Below are 14,996 nucleotides of genomic sequence, written 5' to 3'. Positions count from 1 at the left end.
AGTGTGCGGATATTTAGTGACAAATTGGTGACCAGAGCTTACAGTTAACCCGGTTCGAGTTATTGCATTAAATTTGAACGGAAAGCCTATTGAAACGTGCTTTTGCTGGGCTCAATCCAAGAAATAATCTGAAAACCATTGTTCGAAGCAGCCGGATTTTTTACGTAGTACAGGCTATTGCTGGTGTTGTTGGTACTGCTTGTCGAAATTGACGGATGTGTTGTGGCAGGGTCGTAGTAAAACGTGCCACTTCCAGCTAAAGAGACGTTGTTTCCTGCCACTGCTCCATGGAACTCCTGCCCCGACCCCGACATCGTTACGTTGATCGGTGCATTCGGAGCATAAATCAGTCCGTAAAACTTACTGAATCCAGAACTTAATGACACAGATACATTCTGCTGTCCGGCGTAGAAAATCTGGAGATTGCTCGCCGACGCCGATCCAGATTGGGTTATTCCCTTTCCTCCGATAGCAATTGGAGTAGCAAGTGATGTTTCGCCCTGGACTGTAATGTTGACGCCTGTTGCATTCGGAGATGTGGTGGCAATAATTTGTGCGTTGTCTTTTATCGAAATCGAAGAGGCAACATAGTTACCAGCAGGCAAAGTCAGAGTATCTGAACTACGCAAATTAATCGCACCCAGATTAACGGTCTCACCAACGCCTGGAGCACTTACAATGCTGGAGTTGCTTCCAGTCGCAGTGTATGTGGCAGTCGTATTGGCCTGAACTTGAGTCACAGGAGCGAATTCTGCCTGGGCACTGCCAACGGAAGTGATGGTTCCTTGAGTGGGAGTTGGTCCGAACGAACCATCCCCCAAAACATTTGGATTTCTGGACAAATTTGAGCTACTGTCCACCAGAAACGCCGGTGCTGTTGATGAAACGTTGTTGGACATAATACCGTTATAGGAAAGATTTCCATTTATTCGATTGGTAGAAGAGCCGACAATCGAAACGGCGCCGTCGTCATTGTTAGCAACGACGTTGCCATCAATAGTAGTTCGACCGCTCATCGTTATCAGGTTGTTACTGCCAATTTGCGCTTGCCTTGTTGAGTTCTCAGATACGACCCTGAGCCGACTTGACCCGGTGTTTTTTAAGGTCAATCCATCCGCCCCGAATAACGCATTATTGAAATATGCTGTTGGTGAGGACGGTAGACCAGACGCTCCGCTGGACGGCACAGCCTGAGTTTGAACCGCTTTGACTATCATATAAACAACTGATTTGGACGCCCCCAGAGTAGCCATTGAGGTGATGCGACGGTAATCTGGTAGCGGATTCCCAGATTTGTTTCCAAAATTAGTTGCTGCCGGATTATTGACAGCGGTTCCACTCATTTGCGCCGAAGAAAGCGATTCGATCGTTATCGCAACATTTGCATTCGAAGCTGAAGATGGCAACGTCAACGATGCTGGCACGGACGAAAGATCGGCCGCAGTATTAAGCTTCGCAAGTGCATACTGAGCACCAACTTCAGCCGCTGATTGCGTCTGAGCATTCAAATTCTGTGCGCTGACGTTCTGGTAAATCGGAATCAATGCGCTAGTGGCGGCGAGGGCCATTAGTACCATTACAATGCCCATTGATGCTACAAAGACCAGCGAAAATCCTGAGTTATCCCGATTCTTTCTCATGGTGCCACCATGTTTGTACGTGTGAAAACATCGGATGCAAATGCAAATGACTTGTTGGACGTATCGCTTCGAACAGAGCTGTTGGGCGCAACTTCAACGGTCACTCGCACTCCCACGATTTGGGAAAGTTCAAAGTTAGTAAAACCAGTCGAAGGAGCATCAACCAATTGTGGTAATGCAGTTGCAGAAATTTTTTGATAGTACCGGAACGGTTTAGGCATCGTAGTATCGCTCGGATCCATGGGACCGACGAGGCCGCTAGCGAGCGTGTACGTGGTGGTGGTAGTTCCTGTGGAAGGCACAAGCGCTTGCTTTTGCAGAACAAACTGCCCGGGGCGAGATGCATCAGCCACAATCGAATAGCTAACCAAATCAGTCAGCCATTTGGAATTGGCCTGTTGCGGCAAACCAACTTGAGATCCACTGGTTATGAACTCCGGCGTGTAAATTTGAAATGATGTCGGCGTGGCACTGGCAAATGTTCTCGCCATGTGCACGTCTCTCTCGAAGCCATTGAAGAACCTCCGCGCAGCCACCAGAGAATCAATTCTGTTCGAGGTTTTGAGAGAAACAACGTTTTGAGTAACTGCAATCTCTGCCATGATCGTACCGATGAAAGCGGTTACAAACAGCGTCGAAAGCATTTCTATCAATGACATTCCAAGATGATTGCGCTGATGATTACGTTGTTGATTACGCATTCTAGAATGTCGCTCCATCATCGAAGATACACGTGGTGCGCGTGACGGATTTCGTGCCACCAGTTTCCGAAGGATAAGCAACGACCACGTTATAGATGGTGCAAGGCAAATTGTCCAAAGCCGTTCTGGTACTTTGAACCGTTACCGTCCCTTTGAATTGATTACCGGAGGTGTCGGTCCAACGCTTCGAAAGATCAAGCGACCCATTACTGAAGATACCGAAAGCGTCTCTATTCACATCCAGTTGATAAGTTGGATTTGGGGATGTCTCAGCCAGATTCCCAGACAAATTTTGGTGCTGAATTAACTCAACTATCTGATCCGCGGTCGCGCCAGCCAGAATCTGGTTCTCACTGGCAGTGGCAAATCGCAGGGTCTGAGAAAGCATGCCGGATAGGAGCACGACAAAGATGCCGCTCAATCCAACGGCAACAAGCATCTCAACTAGTTGTATTCCGCGAGCTGACCGCATATAACATCCCGGCGAATCTACCTAACACATGCCCGCGGTTCCGGCTGCAGCACCACAGGATTGCAATTTTAAGGTTTTCGAGCAATTTTATTTCCTAGGGCGATAAATTCGCCTACGGCACAGCGATGTCACCCTGTTTGCTTACATCCACATGAGCAGACCGAATTCCTTTACTGACGATGAAGGACGCAGCGTGGAGAGGAAGTCCCTGCGAGTCAAAGGTGACCGAACCGACAACATTAACCCCCTTGGGCAGAATTACTTCCTCGACGGTCTTCTCTTCATCTCGGATTTCATACGCAGCAGGAGTTTTATCGGTCGGGTTCCGACTTGTCAGCGTGATATTGACTTGATGCTCCTTAGCAAGGCCTTTGCAGCGAATCAAATCATTAACCAGGTCGACTGACGTGTTTTTGACGGCAAGCGTCGTCGTCGCATGATCCACGACCTTGAGGGCAAACAGCGGCAGAGCGATAAACATGGCGGCGAAAACGAAGGTCTCGACCTTCCGAAACAGGGGCCATTGACCGATTGCGTCAATCGTCTGCCCTATGTCGCCTTTATTCTTTTTCGGTTGCTCTGCCAAAACGTGAAATTCGTGGTTCCAAGTCTGCCGGATACCGGCTTTATAACACTCAAATGAAAGTATAAGCCCCTTTGAATGCCCTTTGCCTTTCTAAAATATGCTTGACATCAAACCGGAAATGGCTACAATGACCATAATTCGTGTTACTACCACTCGAAAATTGTGCCTAGCAACTCAGTTGCAGCACCCCCCCGCAATTCAATCCGTACTTCGGAAAGAATGATTCTGCGCCTTCTCCAGCTTTGGCCTTCCCTGCCAAGCGTTTGAGGTTTTACTATGCAAATGTCCGCTCCAACGATGCCACCTGTTGTTTCCGAGAGCCGAATTCCAAAGAAAGAGATTACAGCGGTCCATGACCTCGGACTGTTACTAAAACGGATGATTCAAACAAGCACGGGCGAGAATCCGTGTTTGCCAGCGACCCCGCTGACTGCCGACCCGGCAGATTGGGCGACATATAAAGTAGGCGCAGAAATTGCCATCCAGCATGGCAAAATTCGAGAAGCTGAAACCGCCTGGCTGAAAGCGCTCAGTATCTCCAACCAGTTTCCAGCTTCAGATGCCCGCGTTCCTTATACGTTAGAGAGCCTGGCCGCATTTTACATATCGGTTGGCAAGTTGGATCAGGCTGAGCAGTATCTGAAAGAAGCTCTACAGGCGCTGGAAGTCGTTTACGGACCTGCCGATGTCAAAATCGCCCAGTGTCTCAACACTATTGCCGGTCTGTACTACAGGCAGCGCCGATATATCGAAGCTGTTCCCTATGGCATCCGCATGCTCACTATCTACAACAAGTATTACGGAGCTGAACATGCTGAGGTCGGTATGGCAGCAAACAATTTAGCCATGCTCTACCATGCTCAAGAAAAATTCGACCTGGCCGAAATGATGTACGAACGGGCTTTACCGATCCGCAGAAGAGCACTGGGTAAGAATAGTCCTCAGTTCAAAACACTGATCGAAAACTATTCCAATCTTCTTATATCGACAGGACGTCCAGAGCAAGCTGAAAAGCTGAGAGCAGAGAATGGACCAAGCGATGCCTGGGAAACGTTCGAATGCCGCGTGCCGGTATCCGGAGTCAACTAAGCTAAGGACTGGAACCAAATGATTTATTCGCGGGCAGTGGAAACTGTCCGCGATTTATTTTTCACAATATTGGCGGCTTTCATATTGCTTGCCACCATATCCAGTACCACTACAAATGGAACGCCCGCGTCTCGCGGGCACCAATCTAACTACTACCATATTCAGTGCCCAATCAACACTTGCTTATCAGCCTCCGATAAACGTGGACTATCAGCCGCAGAAAAGTGTTATACCTCAGTCAAGGTATGGTGAGCACGACAGTCGCAAAACCCGCTGTTGATGGGGCTTTCAGAGCAAGCGAGCGGCAAATAATAAAGTGTGAATTTTCGTCTCAGAACTTCGATCCGTTTTCTTACAAAAGGATGTATCTCCGAACTAATCGGTGATAGAACTGACGCTCGCAACATGCAAATCCATAATCACTCTTTACGCGCTAGTGGAACGAGAGTATGATTCCGCCATCAAATCGAAGAAGGGCACAAGTGCTTGATCTTATAGTCTAGATACAATCTGCACTGTCCTGAAATTATTGTTCGCTTGAGCAAATTGCCGACGAACACTAGCGAGAGAAGAGGAGAAAACAATGAGAGTTACCAATACATTGGCGCTGTTAGGCGCCATGTTTGCTTTGACGCCATCAATCATCAGTGTTCCGGCGAACGCTGCGCATCACACCAGACGTCTCAGCGGAAAGATCAATCATGAAGTGTTGATGGCCGATGACTTGATGATGAAAGGAAAGTTCATCCAAGCGGCCGAAATTTATCACGACGCAATCAACAAAGACAACAAAAACATTCAAGCAATGAATGGCTATGGAATGGCTCTGGGACGCCAATTCAAGCTCGACGCCGCCCAAGAGCAATTCCAGAAAGCACTGACTGCCGATCCGCAAAATGCTCAAGCTCATCTCGGTCTGGCAATGGTAGCTTTGAATCGGCTCCAGTCTTCCGATAACAGCATTCGCAAAAATCGTGAATCTATTCTCAATGATGCCGAAAGCCAATGTCGACAGGCACTCGATCTCGACAATGGATCACCTGAAGCTCATTACTGGCTGGCGCAGACTCAGCGTGAGAAAGGACTGTACGCAGACGCCAGCAACTCCTTTCAAAGTGCCATCAAATTAGATCCGAAATATTCGGAAGCTTACGCTGGATTAGCCATGATGAAGCTAGCGCAAAACAGTCCGGCAGAAGCGATCAGCAACTTTCAACAAGCTATCAAACTGAATTCAGGAAATTCAACCGCGCACTTTGGACTGGGCAAAGCGATGCTACAGCAAGGTCAGGTTGACGCCGCCATAAAAGAGTTCAATACAGCCATGTATCAAAACAGAAACAGCGGTCCAACACATCTTGCCCTGGGCGATGCCTACAATCAGCAGGGCAACTACGTTGCAGCAATCAAGCAATATCAGGAATCAATTCGCATCAAACCAGAAATCTCGGAACCCTATCTGCAGATTGCCAGCATTCGCGAAGCGCGTGGCGACATTGAGCACTCAATTGCCGAACTGCGCTCAGCTCTTGAACTAATGCCAAACAATACCGATCTGCAGCAAAGAATTGCTGAAGACAACCTCAGACTAGAAAAGCTCGACGAGGCAATCAAAGGCTTCGAACAAGTAATGGCGACAAATCCAGGCAGTGCAGCAGCAGCGAAAGGCATAACTAGAGCCTTTTACTTAAAGAGTCAAAAGGAAGCAGCCGGAGCCTTTTTTGTTTCCAATCAGTTCGAGAATTCTATGCGTTTGATGGATAAGGCAATTGCTTTGAATCCAAATGATATGGAACTGCGCCTGGCTCAAGCAAAGTTGAGAGCAATGGCCGGAGTAAAAATCGACCTGGCATCGATTGGACAGCCCCGAACAGACGGCGAGCGTGTTGCATATGCAGAAGCATTGCTTGCGCAAAACAAATTTGCGGAAGCGCAAGAGCAGATGAACACCGTCATTGGCTCAGCGATAAACGCCAGACAAGCATTTGCCGTTGCCGACCTGGCGTTGATGATCAAAGACTTGAACGACGCCGAAATTGCGTACAAAAAAGCTGCCACCATGCCTGGTGCCGAAGCGCGAGCACAGAGAGGTCTGGAGCAAGTAGCGAAAGCTCGTGAGATTGCGCGGCAAGACTTAACTCTGGCTTCAGATCTTGCTCGTAGAAATCAACTAGCCAGTGCTGTCGACAAGTTTCACTCCTCTATCTTTGCTGACCCGAAGGGAGCCAACGCTAGAGTAGGCTTGGCACAAACACTGGAAAAATTCCCGGCGACAGGTTCGCAAGGACTGCGCGAAGCGGTTTCGCAATACCGTGCCTACATTAGCCTGAGCCCGACTCTAGCTCCAAAGGAAGTCGAGAAATTGAACAAACGCATAGTCAAACTCGAAGAGAAAGCCAGCAAGGTCGAGCAAAAGGAGAAACGAATCGCCTCGGCTAACTTGCCTCAGAGAAAGTCATAGAAACTTACCTGGGTGGCTTTTTCACTGACTTAGCCTTCTCATCAGCGGCATCGTCGGTGAACGCATCCAGAAAGTCTTCGAAGCGTTTTTTCTGCCGGGAAGTAACCAGGACATCCATTCGATCGCCGGTAATTTTGTATTTCGTAGGGTAGTCAAATGCGGAAGAATCTGTCTTTGTCTTGCACACCGAAACGGTACGATAAGTGTAGGAGATACCACCATCTGTGGTGAGCGTAGACAATTGCAGAGGAAATCCGCCCGGGTACGCCAGAGAATACAATCCTGCCAGAAATTTTTTCTGATCCTCGTTGACCGGAATCGTTGTGGAAACCCTTAACCGACTGGAAAGTAGCTGTTTCTTCTCAGCCGCTCGAAAAATAGCAGGGTCGTTGTTGCCGTAGTAACGACCCTGCAGCGGTATCTCTAGTTGCAAGAGATCCATTTTCAGTTGAGGATCGTGAATTTGAGACTTCTTGCCTGTCAGCAATTCCCCAGGACCTTTGAAAAGCTTCAAACCATTACGAGGCCATTCACTCAAGGGAACCTCGAAACCAACCTTCTCAGATCGGTTGAAGGCCACCACGCGCCAGGCTGGCTTGCGCGCAACAACTATCAAATCTCCATCGTTGCCGATGAACTTAACCGCATCTGATGACATTAAAACGGTTGTCGGACCCAGTTGTTCGGTTTGCTGCTTAATCTGCCACGTTTCCACTTCCGCAGACAGCGCAGGGGTCGAAATCGCCGCCAAAGAGCCAAGCAAAAGTGCCGTGCAAAAAACTTGCATAAGCTTTTGTAGTGAGGATTTAGCCGCCATCATAAAGCCATTCTACACAATAGGCGTTCTTTAGGGCGTGCAACGGACTGCCCGCTAATCTCTGGGGCTGTTAAGCTGGGCGACTGGCCAGCCACGCTTAAGCGGTGGGCATGGATGCCTCAAGCCCCAGTTCTTTGGCCATCATGTCTCGCATCACGAACTTCTGACACTTCCCGGTCACGGTCATCGGAAACTCACTCACCAGTTTGACGTACTTTGGCACTTTGAAGTAGGCAACACGCTCTTTGAGCCATTCGCGAACCTCATCTGGCGTAAGAGCCTCACCCTGCTTTACCATAATCCAGGCAGAGACTTCTTCACCTAATCTTGCATCAGGTACGCCGAACACTTGCGCCTGGGCAATACCCTTATGCTCATGTAGAACTTCCTCGATTTCGCGAGGGTAAATGTTTTCCCCGCCTCGAATAATCATGTCTTTCTTGCGACCGGTGATATTTATGAATCCATCGGCGTTCATCACACCGAGATCGCCCGAATGCAACCAGCCGCTTTTATCAATGGCTTCGGCGGTAGCCTGCGGATTGTTCCAGTATCCCAGCATGACACCATGTCCACGACTGCATATTTCACCCTGCACGCCGCGAGGCACGACCTCACCGGTCTGCGCATCAACGATTTTCAATTCGATACCAGGAATAACTCGTCCAACAGTTGTCGCTCTAATTTCCAAACTGTCATTGCATGTGGTGGCAGTCATCAGCGGCGATGCCTCTGTCAATCCATAAAGAATGACAATCTGCTGCATCTTCATGCGATTAGCAACATCGCGCATCAGCTGCACCGGGCAGGGAGCTCCGGCCATAAAACCGCCCTGCAACGATGTCACGTCAAAACTGTCGAATTCCGGATGGTGCAGTTCTCCAATGAACATAGTGGGCACACCAGACAAGTGTGTGCACTGCTCTTGCTGCACTGCAGTCAGCACGGCGGTGTCATCATAAAATGGACTGGGGATAACAACGGCGCCACCAACCGAGATGGTTGCAAGCGCTGAACTGATCATGCCACCACAATGATAAAACGGCATGGGAACGCAGAAGCGCGAATCGGGTCCGAGATTCATCGCCCTGGCTGCCAGCAAACCATTGTTCAATAGATTGTGATGACTGAGCGTCACGCCCTTAGGCAATCCTGTCGTACCAGATGTGTACTGAATATTGACAGGGTCGTCGAATTGAAGCTGTTTCTCGCGCTCCTTGAGTGCACTGGCTTCCAACTCAGAGCCCATCGCGGTGACTTGATCGAAGCTCAAAAGACGACCTGGCAGCTTGCCGTGGGCGCCGATGACAATGATGTTCTGCAAATTCGGAAGCTTATCGCAAGGGCTCTTATCGCCAGCGACAAAGAAGGTAGGAGCTAACTCCTCGAGCATCTCAAGATAATTGCTGGTGCGATGCTTCGGTATAACGACAAGCAGTTTCACACCGGATTGTCCCAAAACATATTCAAGCTCTGAGGTGCGATAGCCCGGATTGATATTGACCAAAATCGCGCCGACCTTGGCTGCGGCGAGTTGTGTGACTATCCATTCCGCGTTATTCGTCGACCAGATGCCGACCCTGTCACCACGCTCAATACCAAGGCGCAAGAAACCGGACGCGCACAAATTGATGCGCTCCAACAATTGAATGTAGGAATAGCGAATATTCTGTTGCACAGACACAAGCGCGTCAGCATGCTGTCTCTCTGCAACAATCTTTTCAAAGTAATTGCCCAGCGTGTCGCCAATCAGCGGCTCACTACTAATGCCGTGGTCGTAGCTTAGTAATGCTTTTTTCGAGCCGTCATCCACTGAAGAACGTCGCCTGACTTAAGTTGGGGACTACATCGGTAGCGAAGCAGAACCGCCCAAAATCATGACTCCGTCAAGATCTTTGTGGGTTCGAACAACTCGCTCTTGAGGTGCTGGTTTCATCTCCTGGCGGCGCAATTTCTGTTCTCGTGCCACCTGGGCTTCTAAAATCAACTTGATGCCATGCTGCAAAGTCGGGTCTCCAGAATAGGTGGAAACGCCGGAAGCGCTTGCAATGACTTGAGTTTTAGATTCGTCTGCATTTACAGCCGTGGCGGAGCAAACTGCCAGCGCGGCGATTAATGCAAATTTCTTGAATGCCATGAACCAAAACCTCGTTAACTCCCAGGAGTATAGTTGTTCACCGGCAAATGGTACGGAATCTTTGAATGGTTTAAGATTTCGGTAGAATAATCAATAATGTCAAGAAGACATAGTGCCGATGAGGGCTTTGACCAGAAAGGAATGAACCAGGTTCCCAAGATGCCCAGATTTAATTTGACTAATCTCAGCCTCGCACTGTCGCTAATGCTCATCAATAGCGGCTCTTCGTTTGCTCAAGTGAGCGCAAGCGACGCAGCAATTGTGCGCGAACACGTTAACAAAGGCAATGTTCACATGGCTCGTGGTCAGTGGGAGCAGGCTATTGATGAGTATGAACAAGCATTGGATGCCGACCCAGGCAGCATGGTAGCGAAGGAAAATCTTGTGCTCGTCCACAACAACTGGGGCATTTCTCTTTTCCAGCGACACAAGTATGAAGAAGCCAAAGCCCAGTGGGAAGAAGCTTTGAAGATGAATCCATACGATCGAAACGCCAAGAATAATTTATCGGTTCTGAAATCGACTCTAGCTCGAATCAATGCGGCGCCAAAACCACCTGTAAAGCCGCCTGCTGAGACAAAAGACGGGATCGTAGTGAAAGGCTCGCCTGCTGGTGCCGGGTCCGCAGAAACAAAAGACGAGCCACAGGCAGATGCATCGTCTGGACCGAAGATGCTCAACACCTCAAAACAGGAGCCAGCAGGCTCGGCAGGTTCGGGGCCAAAAGTGCTTAACGCAATCAAACAGGAAGAATCATCGGGACCAAAGGTCCTCAACCAAGCGAAAAGCGCCGACATTGCCCCAGCAGCAGAGCCGAGTGGCGGTGTTGTGATCATGCAGTCGGGCAACCAGGCGCTCTCTGTGCCTGATGTCCCAGCTCCACCGGCGGTGCCTCCACAGGCGCCGGAACCACCACAAGTATCGGCACCACCCGCAATCGACATGAGCTCGCCCTACAGTTTTGTTGACACTCCGGCAGCAAAGGCAACCGCCGAAAGCAGCTCCCCTTATGGCTTGCCCGCCAATATGAGTACATCAGGCAGCAGACAGCCGCGTCCTTACATAGCACCACAAGCGACACCAACACCTGCCAGACCGAACAATGCATGGACTGTTCCGGCATCTGTATCAGGCATTACGGAATCAACGACCAATGCGGCTCCGACCAGCACTGCAGCAACCAGTGAATCAGATTCGTCGGCAAATCTGGAAGAGCAACTGGAAGCCATCGAGATGAAGCTTACGGGCAAGAAACAGAAGAACATGCCGATTTTGAAGCGCATCGAAAAGCTCGAAACGTCGATATCAGGCAAATCGAGCAGTGGTTCATTGCAAGAACGAATCGAAGCTCTGCGTAAAAGTTGCGGACTTTAAGCCGCCCCAAACCGCCCCAATCAAATCTTCTCTTTTGCCGACTCAGTGATTTTGATTTTTGCAGCCTCGGAATTCTGAACCTTGGTTTCGTTCAGTCTTCGATGGAACTCGGCGGTTTCGTGTGCCTTCAGAACTTCAAGTCTGGTTTCGGACAGTTCCAACTCGAGTTCCTGAATGCGGCTCTTCAGAGCGATAATTTGCCGTTTACCTGAAATTCTTGATTGCAGCGCCGGAGCAAGCGCACAAAGTAAAACAAGAGCAACCAGCCACGGGGCAACAGTTTGAAAAACGCCGGCACCGCTGCCAATCAAGACGACCAGGATCATCATCACAGCGCCGATTGCCACTATACTGCCCATGAAAATAAATGGACTGGCAGCCAGGAGAGCCAGTATTTTTGCCAGTTTCACGATCGTGGTGTCGGTCTTATCGTGGACTACAACAATTTGCTCGTTTTTCATGTTACGCAACAGCCGGGGAGTTAGTAGTTCTTATTCTATCTGGCTGTATTGGCTAATTGAGAGGTGTTTATGGAATCTCAAGCCCAGATTTTACTTGTATGGGGACGCACGGGGTTTGCCCGACCAATGTGATTGGACGCCTGCACTGCGACTCAATTTTACGGCTCGAAATCCAATCCTAAGCTAAAGCCGCGGCTAGCGGAGCAGGAGCGCTGATATTGGAGCGTTCCGTTTCTTCCACTGCTTCGGCCTCAATTGCCCAGACATAGAGACAAGTGTAGAACGAGGCTCTGATGTAGAGAGACATGGCAGTGACAAGCACTACCAGGGAAGCCCATGCTAAGCCGGCGACAACGATAACAGGACCACTGATGGCAGCCATGCCCTGGGTATTCATGTACCAGACGCCGCCGAATCCGGCCATGCCGACCACGTAGACGATTCCAGACACAGCTCTACAAATGAGGTCGACACCTACTTCTCCGACACCGATTGTAAGCAGGTTGCCCTGAGCTATTTTGTCAGCCCGCTTGAGCGCTCCCCAGAATGAAGTCCCTTCTATTACTATGGAAGGCAAAATCAAGTGTCCAGCGAGAGTCCAGAAGACTTCGACAATCCCGGCCAGGAAGTTCATCCCGAAACCGAAGATGCCGCTTCCACGTTTGTCGCGCATCCAACCGGCTAGCTTCTTCGCGCAAAATGTTACGGCACCCAACATGACGATTGCCGGCAAGCTCGTCAGCACTGCCTGACAGGCAGTCGAGAACTTACCGGAACCCGGACCTTCGGTCAGGTGACTGTAGACCAGCGCGGTAGTAACACCTTCCAGAAAACGGTTTGTCAGCCACCAGACGGAGACAATGCAGGCGACCAGGAAAGTGGTTTCCGAACCCATCACCCCGCCCAGCGCGTTGAAACCGCTCTGGTCCATAGACCCGTTCAACCCGCTCATCGCGAGCATCTCGCCTCCACCGTGCCTGGCGTGGTTCAAAAGCTGACCGGGCGCGGCAGCAAGCTGGTTAGCTACACCTGCTCCGTTACCTCCCATCTTCTGCTTCGCCTCTATCATCAAGACGATGGCGAAGAAGAAGTTTGTAAAAACGGTGAGAACGGAAGGTAACAAGAGGCGTTTATCCTGCCAGCCCATTTTGATGCTGGCATAGATCATCCTGAACCCTCGTCCAAACGATTCAAACATAGCTGTTTACCCTCTTGGGCAGGTGCAAAACCGGGGAAAGCAGTGAACTGCGGCGATTCTGGACCTAGTTTAGTAAGACGAAAGTGTCGCGTAACTGGGTTGGAAAAACCCGTGGCATTATTGTATACGTTGCCAAGATAAAGTAAAGCCTTTTTTATAAGCAGAACGCGGGTTTTCGTGATTTTTATCGATTTTACTCGTGCGCGGCCACTTCAAGATCGCTTACGTCATAAAGGTCGTCCAGTAATTTCTGGTATTTTTCCGTGATTTTCTTGCGTTTAAGCTTGAAAGTCGGGGTGAGCTCATCCGATTCGGCGGAAAAGTCCGCGTCCAAAATGGCGAATTTTTTGATGCGTTCGAACTGAGCCAGTTCGTCATTTTTCTTAGCAACCAGCCGCTCGATTTCCTGGCGAATCCGTGGTTCGTGAGCAGCGGCATCGATATCGGTAAACGGAATCTGATGTTCGTGGCAGAAATTAACGACTCCGTCCCTGTTCAAAGTGATGAGCGCGGTTATGTACTTTCTGCGATCGCCGTGAACAAGAATGTTACTGATCATCGGTTCACCCTTGAACATGTTCTCGATAAACTGAGGGGCGACATGTTTGCCACCAGATGTGATGATGATGTCCTTCTTGCGGTCGGTTATACGCAGGAATCCGTCCTGGTCTATTTCACCGATGTCGCCGGTTCTGAACCAGCCGTCGTGCAGGGCTTCGTTGGTTGCCTCGGGATTTTTATAGTAACCGGAAAAGATACTCGGTCCGCGCGCTTCAATTTCGCCATCGCCGGCAATGCGCACTTCTACACCAGGCAATGGTTTGCCGACAGTACCAACTTTGTTGTTTTCAGGGGTATTGCATGATATCGGCGCGGAGGTCTCGGTCAGCCCGTACCCTTCGACAATTTGCATACCGATTATATTGAAAAATGATTGCACGTCATCTGAAAGTGGCGCCGCGCCCGATACCATTAATCGCAATCTTCCGCCGAATCTTTTTCGAATCTTCGAAAAGACCATGCGATCTGCAACGCGAAGTTCCTGACGATAAATCTGCCTGACCAGGTCATCATTCGAAGCTTGCTGTCTGTATTTTTCCGCCCGCTTACCCAACGAAAGAGCCCATCTAATCAAGATTTGAGAAGCCGCAGGCATTTTACGAATTTCACCCTGAACACGCTGATAGGCTTTTTCGTAAAAACGTGGAACACCGTTCAAAACTGTTGGTTTTACTTCGACCAGATTTTTCGGCACCATCTCCATCGACTCGGCATACGCCATAGTCAGTCCTTGATAGATGGCCAGAAACTGTCCCCCTACTCGCTCGTAAACATGAGACAGGGGGAGGAATGAAAGTGACAGGTCATCAGCTTCGAAGCCAACCAGCTCGCTGGTAGCAGCACAAACCGAATAGATATTCTTATGCGACAACATCACACCTTTAGGCACACCGGTCGTGCCGGAGGTGTAGACAATCGATGCCATTGTATCTGGTGCCACGGCCTCAATGCGCTCCGCTAATTTTTGCGGATTTTCGAACAGCGTCATCTCTCCGGATTTCAAAAGTTCATTCCAGGTCAGGCACTTAACCCTTGTCTCAGGCTTGGAAAGCTCACCTTCAATAATCACAAGAAAACGCAATTTTTTGGGCAGCTCCTCCAGATCGAGAATCTTTCGGGCCTGTCTCTCATTCTCAACAAAGACACCTACGGCGTCGGAGTGATCGACGAGATAATGCACCTCCAGTGGTGCAAGAGTGGGGTAAATGGGAATTGTGGCACCGCCGCAACTGAGCACTGCAACGTCGCCCCAGGTCCAGGCCGGTCGGCTCTGGGACATGATAGCGACATGCTCGCCCGCTTCCATAAGATTGGTCAATCCGGCCGCTACCTGTTCAACGATTTGCCCGTGCTCGCCCCAGCAGACAGGGACGTAAGCGCCGTCCACTTTGTGCATAATCGCATGACGCTCCGGAGCGGAAGCGACACGATTCCAAAAAACCTGAACGATGGTTTCTTCAGCCACCTCAACGTCCTTTCTATGTGTTCCGTAATGTGGA

At 49.8% G+C, this 14,996-nt stretch carries 13 protein-coding genes; 3 read left to right on the top strand and 10 right to left on the bottom strand.

Going from position 1 to position 14,996, the window contains the following annotated elements:
- Positions 1-86: 86 nt before the first annotated feature.
- From EKK48_03615 to EKK48_03600, 4 genes are all read right to left on the bottom strand, one after another.
- Positions 87-1,640: a hypothetical protein gene (locus EKK48_03615; GenBank protein ID RTL45156.1), complete on the bottom strand. Its 1,554-nt coding sequence runs from the start codon at positions 1,638-1,640 to the stop codon at positions 87-89.
- Entirely contained in the window at positions 1,637-2,341 is a 705-nt protein-coding gene (locus tag EKK48_03610; protein ID RTL45155.1) for a hypothetical protein, read from the bottom strand. The genes EKK48_03615 and EKK48_03610 overlap by 4 nt, the downstream gene beginning before the upstream one ends.
- Position 2,342: 1 nt before the next feature.
- The gene (locus EKK48_03605) at positions 2,343-2,813 is read right to left on the bottom strand and encodes a hypothetical protein (protein ID RTL45154.1); all 471 of its coding nucleotides are present in this window, start codon (positions 2,811-2,813) and stop codon (positions 2,343-2,345) included.
- A gap of 112 nt (positions 2,814-2,925) precedes the next feature.
- Entirely contained in the window at positions 2,926-3,399 is a 474-nt protein-coding gene (locus EKK48_03600) for a hypothetical protein (GenBank protein RTL45153.1), read from the bottom strand.
- 276 nt (positions 3,400-3,675) lie between these two features.
- Between EKK48_03600 and EKK48_03595 the strand changes: the two genes are divergently transcribed.
- Both EKK48_03595 and EKK48_03590 read left to right on the top strand, forming a co-directional pair.
- On the top strand, positions 3,676-4,488 hold the full coding sequence (locus tag EKK48_03595) for a tetratricopeptide repeat protein (protein RTL45152.1): 813 nt from the start codon (positions 3,676-3,678) through the stop codon (positions 4,486-4,488).
- A gap of 583 nt (positions 4,489-5,071) precedes the next feature.
- Entirely contained in the window at positions 5,072-6,949 is a 1,878-nt protein-coding gene (locus tag EKK48_03590) for a tetratricopeptide repeat protein (GenBank protein RTL45151.1), read from the top strand.
- A gap of 4 nt (positions 6,950-6,953) precedes the next feature.
- On the opposite strand, the gene EKK48_03585 is transcribed toward EKK48_03590, so the two are convergent.
- The 3 genes from EKK48_03585 to EKK48_03575 form a co-directional block, all read right to left on the bottom strand.
- Positions 6,954-7,769, bottom strand: coding sequence for a hypothetical protein (locus tag EKK48_03585; GenBank protein ID RTL45150.1), 816 nt, complete (start codon positions 7,767-7,769; stop codon positions 6,954-6,956).
- A 94-nt stretch (positions 7,770-7,863) separates the two neighbouring features.
- Entirely contained in the window at positions 7,864-9,579 is a 1,716-nt protein-coding gene (locus tag EKK48_03580; protein RTL45149.1) for an AMP-binding protein, read from the bottom strand.
- A gap of 30 nt (positions 9,580-9,609) precedes the next feature.
- Positions 9,610-9,903 carry a hypothetical protein gene (locus EKK48_03575; GenBank protein RTL45148.1) on the bottom strand — a complete coding sequence of 98 codons (294 nt, stop codon included), beginning with the start codon at positions 9,901-9,903 and terminating at the stop codon, positions 9,610-9,612.
- 96 nt (positions 9,904-9,999) lie between these two features.
- Between EKK48_03575 and EKK48_03570 the strand changes: the two genes are divergently transcribed.
- Entirely contained in the window at positions 10,000-11,277 is a 1,278-nt protein-coding gene (locus tag EKK48_03570; GenBank protein RTL45147.1) for a tetratricopeptide repeat protein, read from the top strand.
- Positions 11,278-11,297: 20 nt separating this feature from the next.
- On the opposite strand, the gene EKK48_03565 is transcribed toward EKK48_03570, so the two are convergent.
- The 3 genes from EKK48_03565 to EKK48_03555 all read right to left on the bottom strand — a co-directional run bounded on the left by EKK48_03565 (position 11,298) and on the right by EKK48_03555 (position 14,962).
- A complete protein-coding gene (locus EKK48_03565) occupies positions 11,298-11,738 on the bottom strand; it encodes a hypothetical protein (protein RTL45146.1) in 441 nt (146 codons plus the stop codon).
- Positions 11,739-11,916: 178 nt separating this feature from the next.
- A complete protein-coding gene (locus EKK48_03560; protein RTL45145.1) occupies positions 11,917-12,936 on the bottom strand; it encodes a hypothetical protein in 1,020 nt (339 codons plus the stop codon).
- Between the two features lie 193 nt (positions 12,937-13,129).
- Positions 13,130-14,962, bottom strand: coding sequence for a long-chain fatty acid--CoA ligase (locus EKK48_03555; protein ID RTL45144.1), 1,833 nt, complete (start codon positions 14,960-14,962; stop codon positions 13,130-13,132).
- Between the last annotated feature and the right edge of the window lie 34 nt (positions 14,963-14,996).

It is taken from the genome of Candidatus Melainabacteria bacterium, assembly GCA_003963305.1.
Lineage (GTDB): Bacteria > Cyanobacteriota > Vampirovibrionia > Obscuribacterales > Obscuribacteraceae > PALSA-1081.
The sequence above is the reverse complement of the archived record's forward strand: the minus strand, read 5'-3'. Positions and strand labels throughout refer to the sequence as shown.

Excerpts from the sequence above, each read along its gene's own strand:
- EKK48_03615 (RTL45156.1), bottom strand. The coding sequence starts at position 1,640 with ATGAGAAAGAATCGGGATAACTCAGGATTTTCGCTGGTCTTTGTAGCA.
- EKK48_03610 (RTL45155.1), bottom strand. The coding sequence starts at position 2,341 with ATGCGTAATCAACAACGTAATCATCAGCGCAATCATCTTGGAATGTCA.
- EKK48_03605 (RTL45154.1), bottom strand. The coding sequence starts at position 2,813 with ATGCGGTCAGCTCGCGGAATACAACTAGTTGAGATGCTTGTTGCCGTT.
- EKK48_03595 (RTL45152.1), top strand. The coding sequence starts at position 3,676 with ATGCAAATGTCCGCTCCAACGATGCCACCTGTTGTTTCCGAGAGCCGA.
- EKK48_03590 (RTL45151.1), top strand. The coding sequence starts at position 5,072 with ATGAGAGTTACCAATACATTGGCGCTGTTAGGCGCCATGTTTGCTTTG.
- EKK48_03585 (RTL45150.1), bottom strand. The coding sequence starts at position 7,769 with ATGATGGCGGCTAAATCCTCACTACAAAAGCTTATGCAAGTTTTTTGC.
- EKK48_03575 (RTL45148.1), bottom strand. The coding sequence starts at position 9,903 with ATGGCATTCAAGAAATTTGCATTAATCGCCGCGCTGGCAGTTTGCTCC.
- EKK48_03570 (RTL45147.1), top strand. The coding sequence starts at position 10,000 with ATGTCAAGAAGACATAGTGCCGATGAGGGCTTTGACCAGAAAGGAATG.
- EKK48_03565 (RTL45146.1), bottom strand. The coding sequence starts at position 11,738 with ATGAAAAACGAGCAAATTGTTGTAGTCCACGATAAGACCGACACCACG.
- EKK48_03560 (RTL45145.1), bottom strand. The coding sequence starts at position 12,936 with ATGTTTGAATCGTTTGGACGAGGGTTCAGGATGATCTATGCCAGCATC.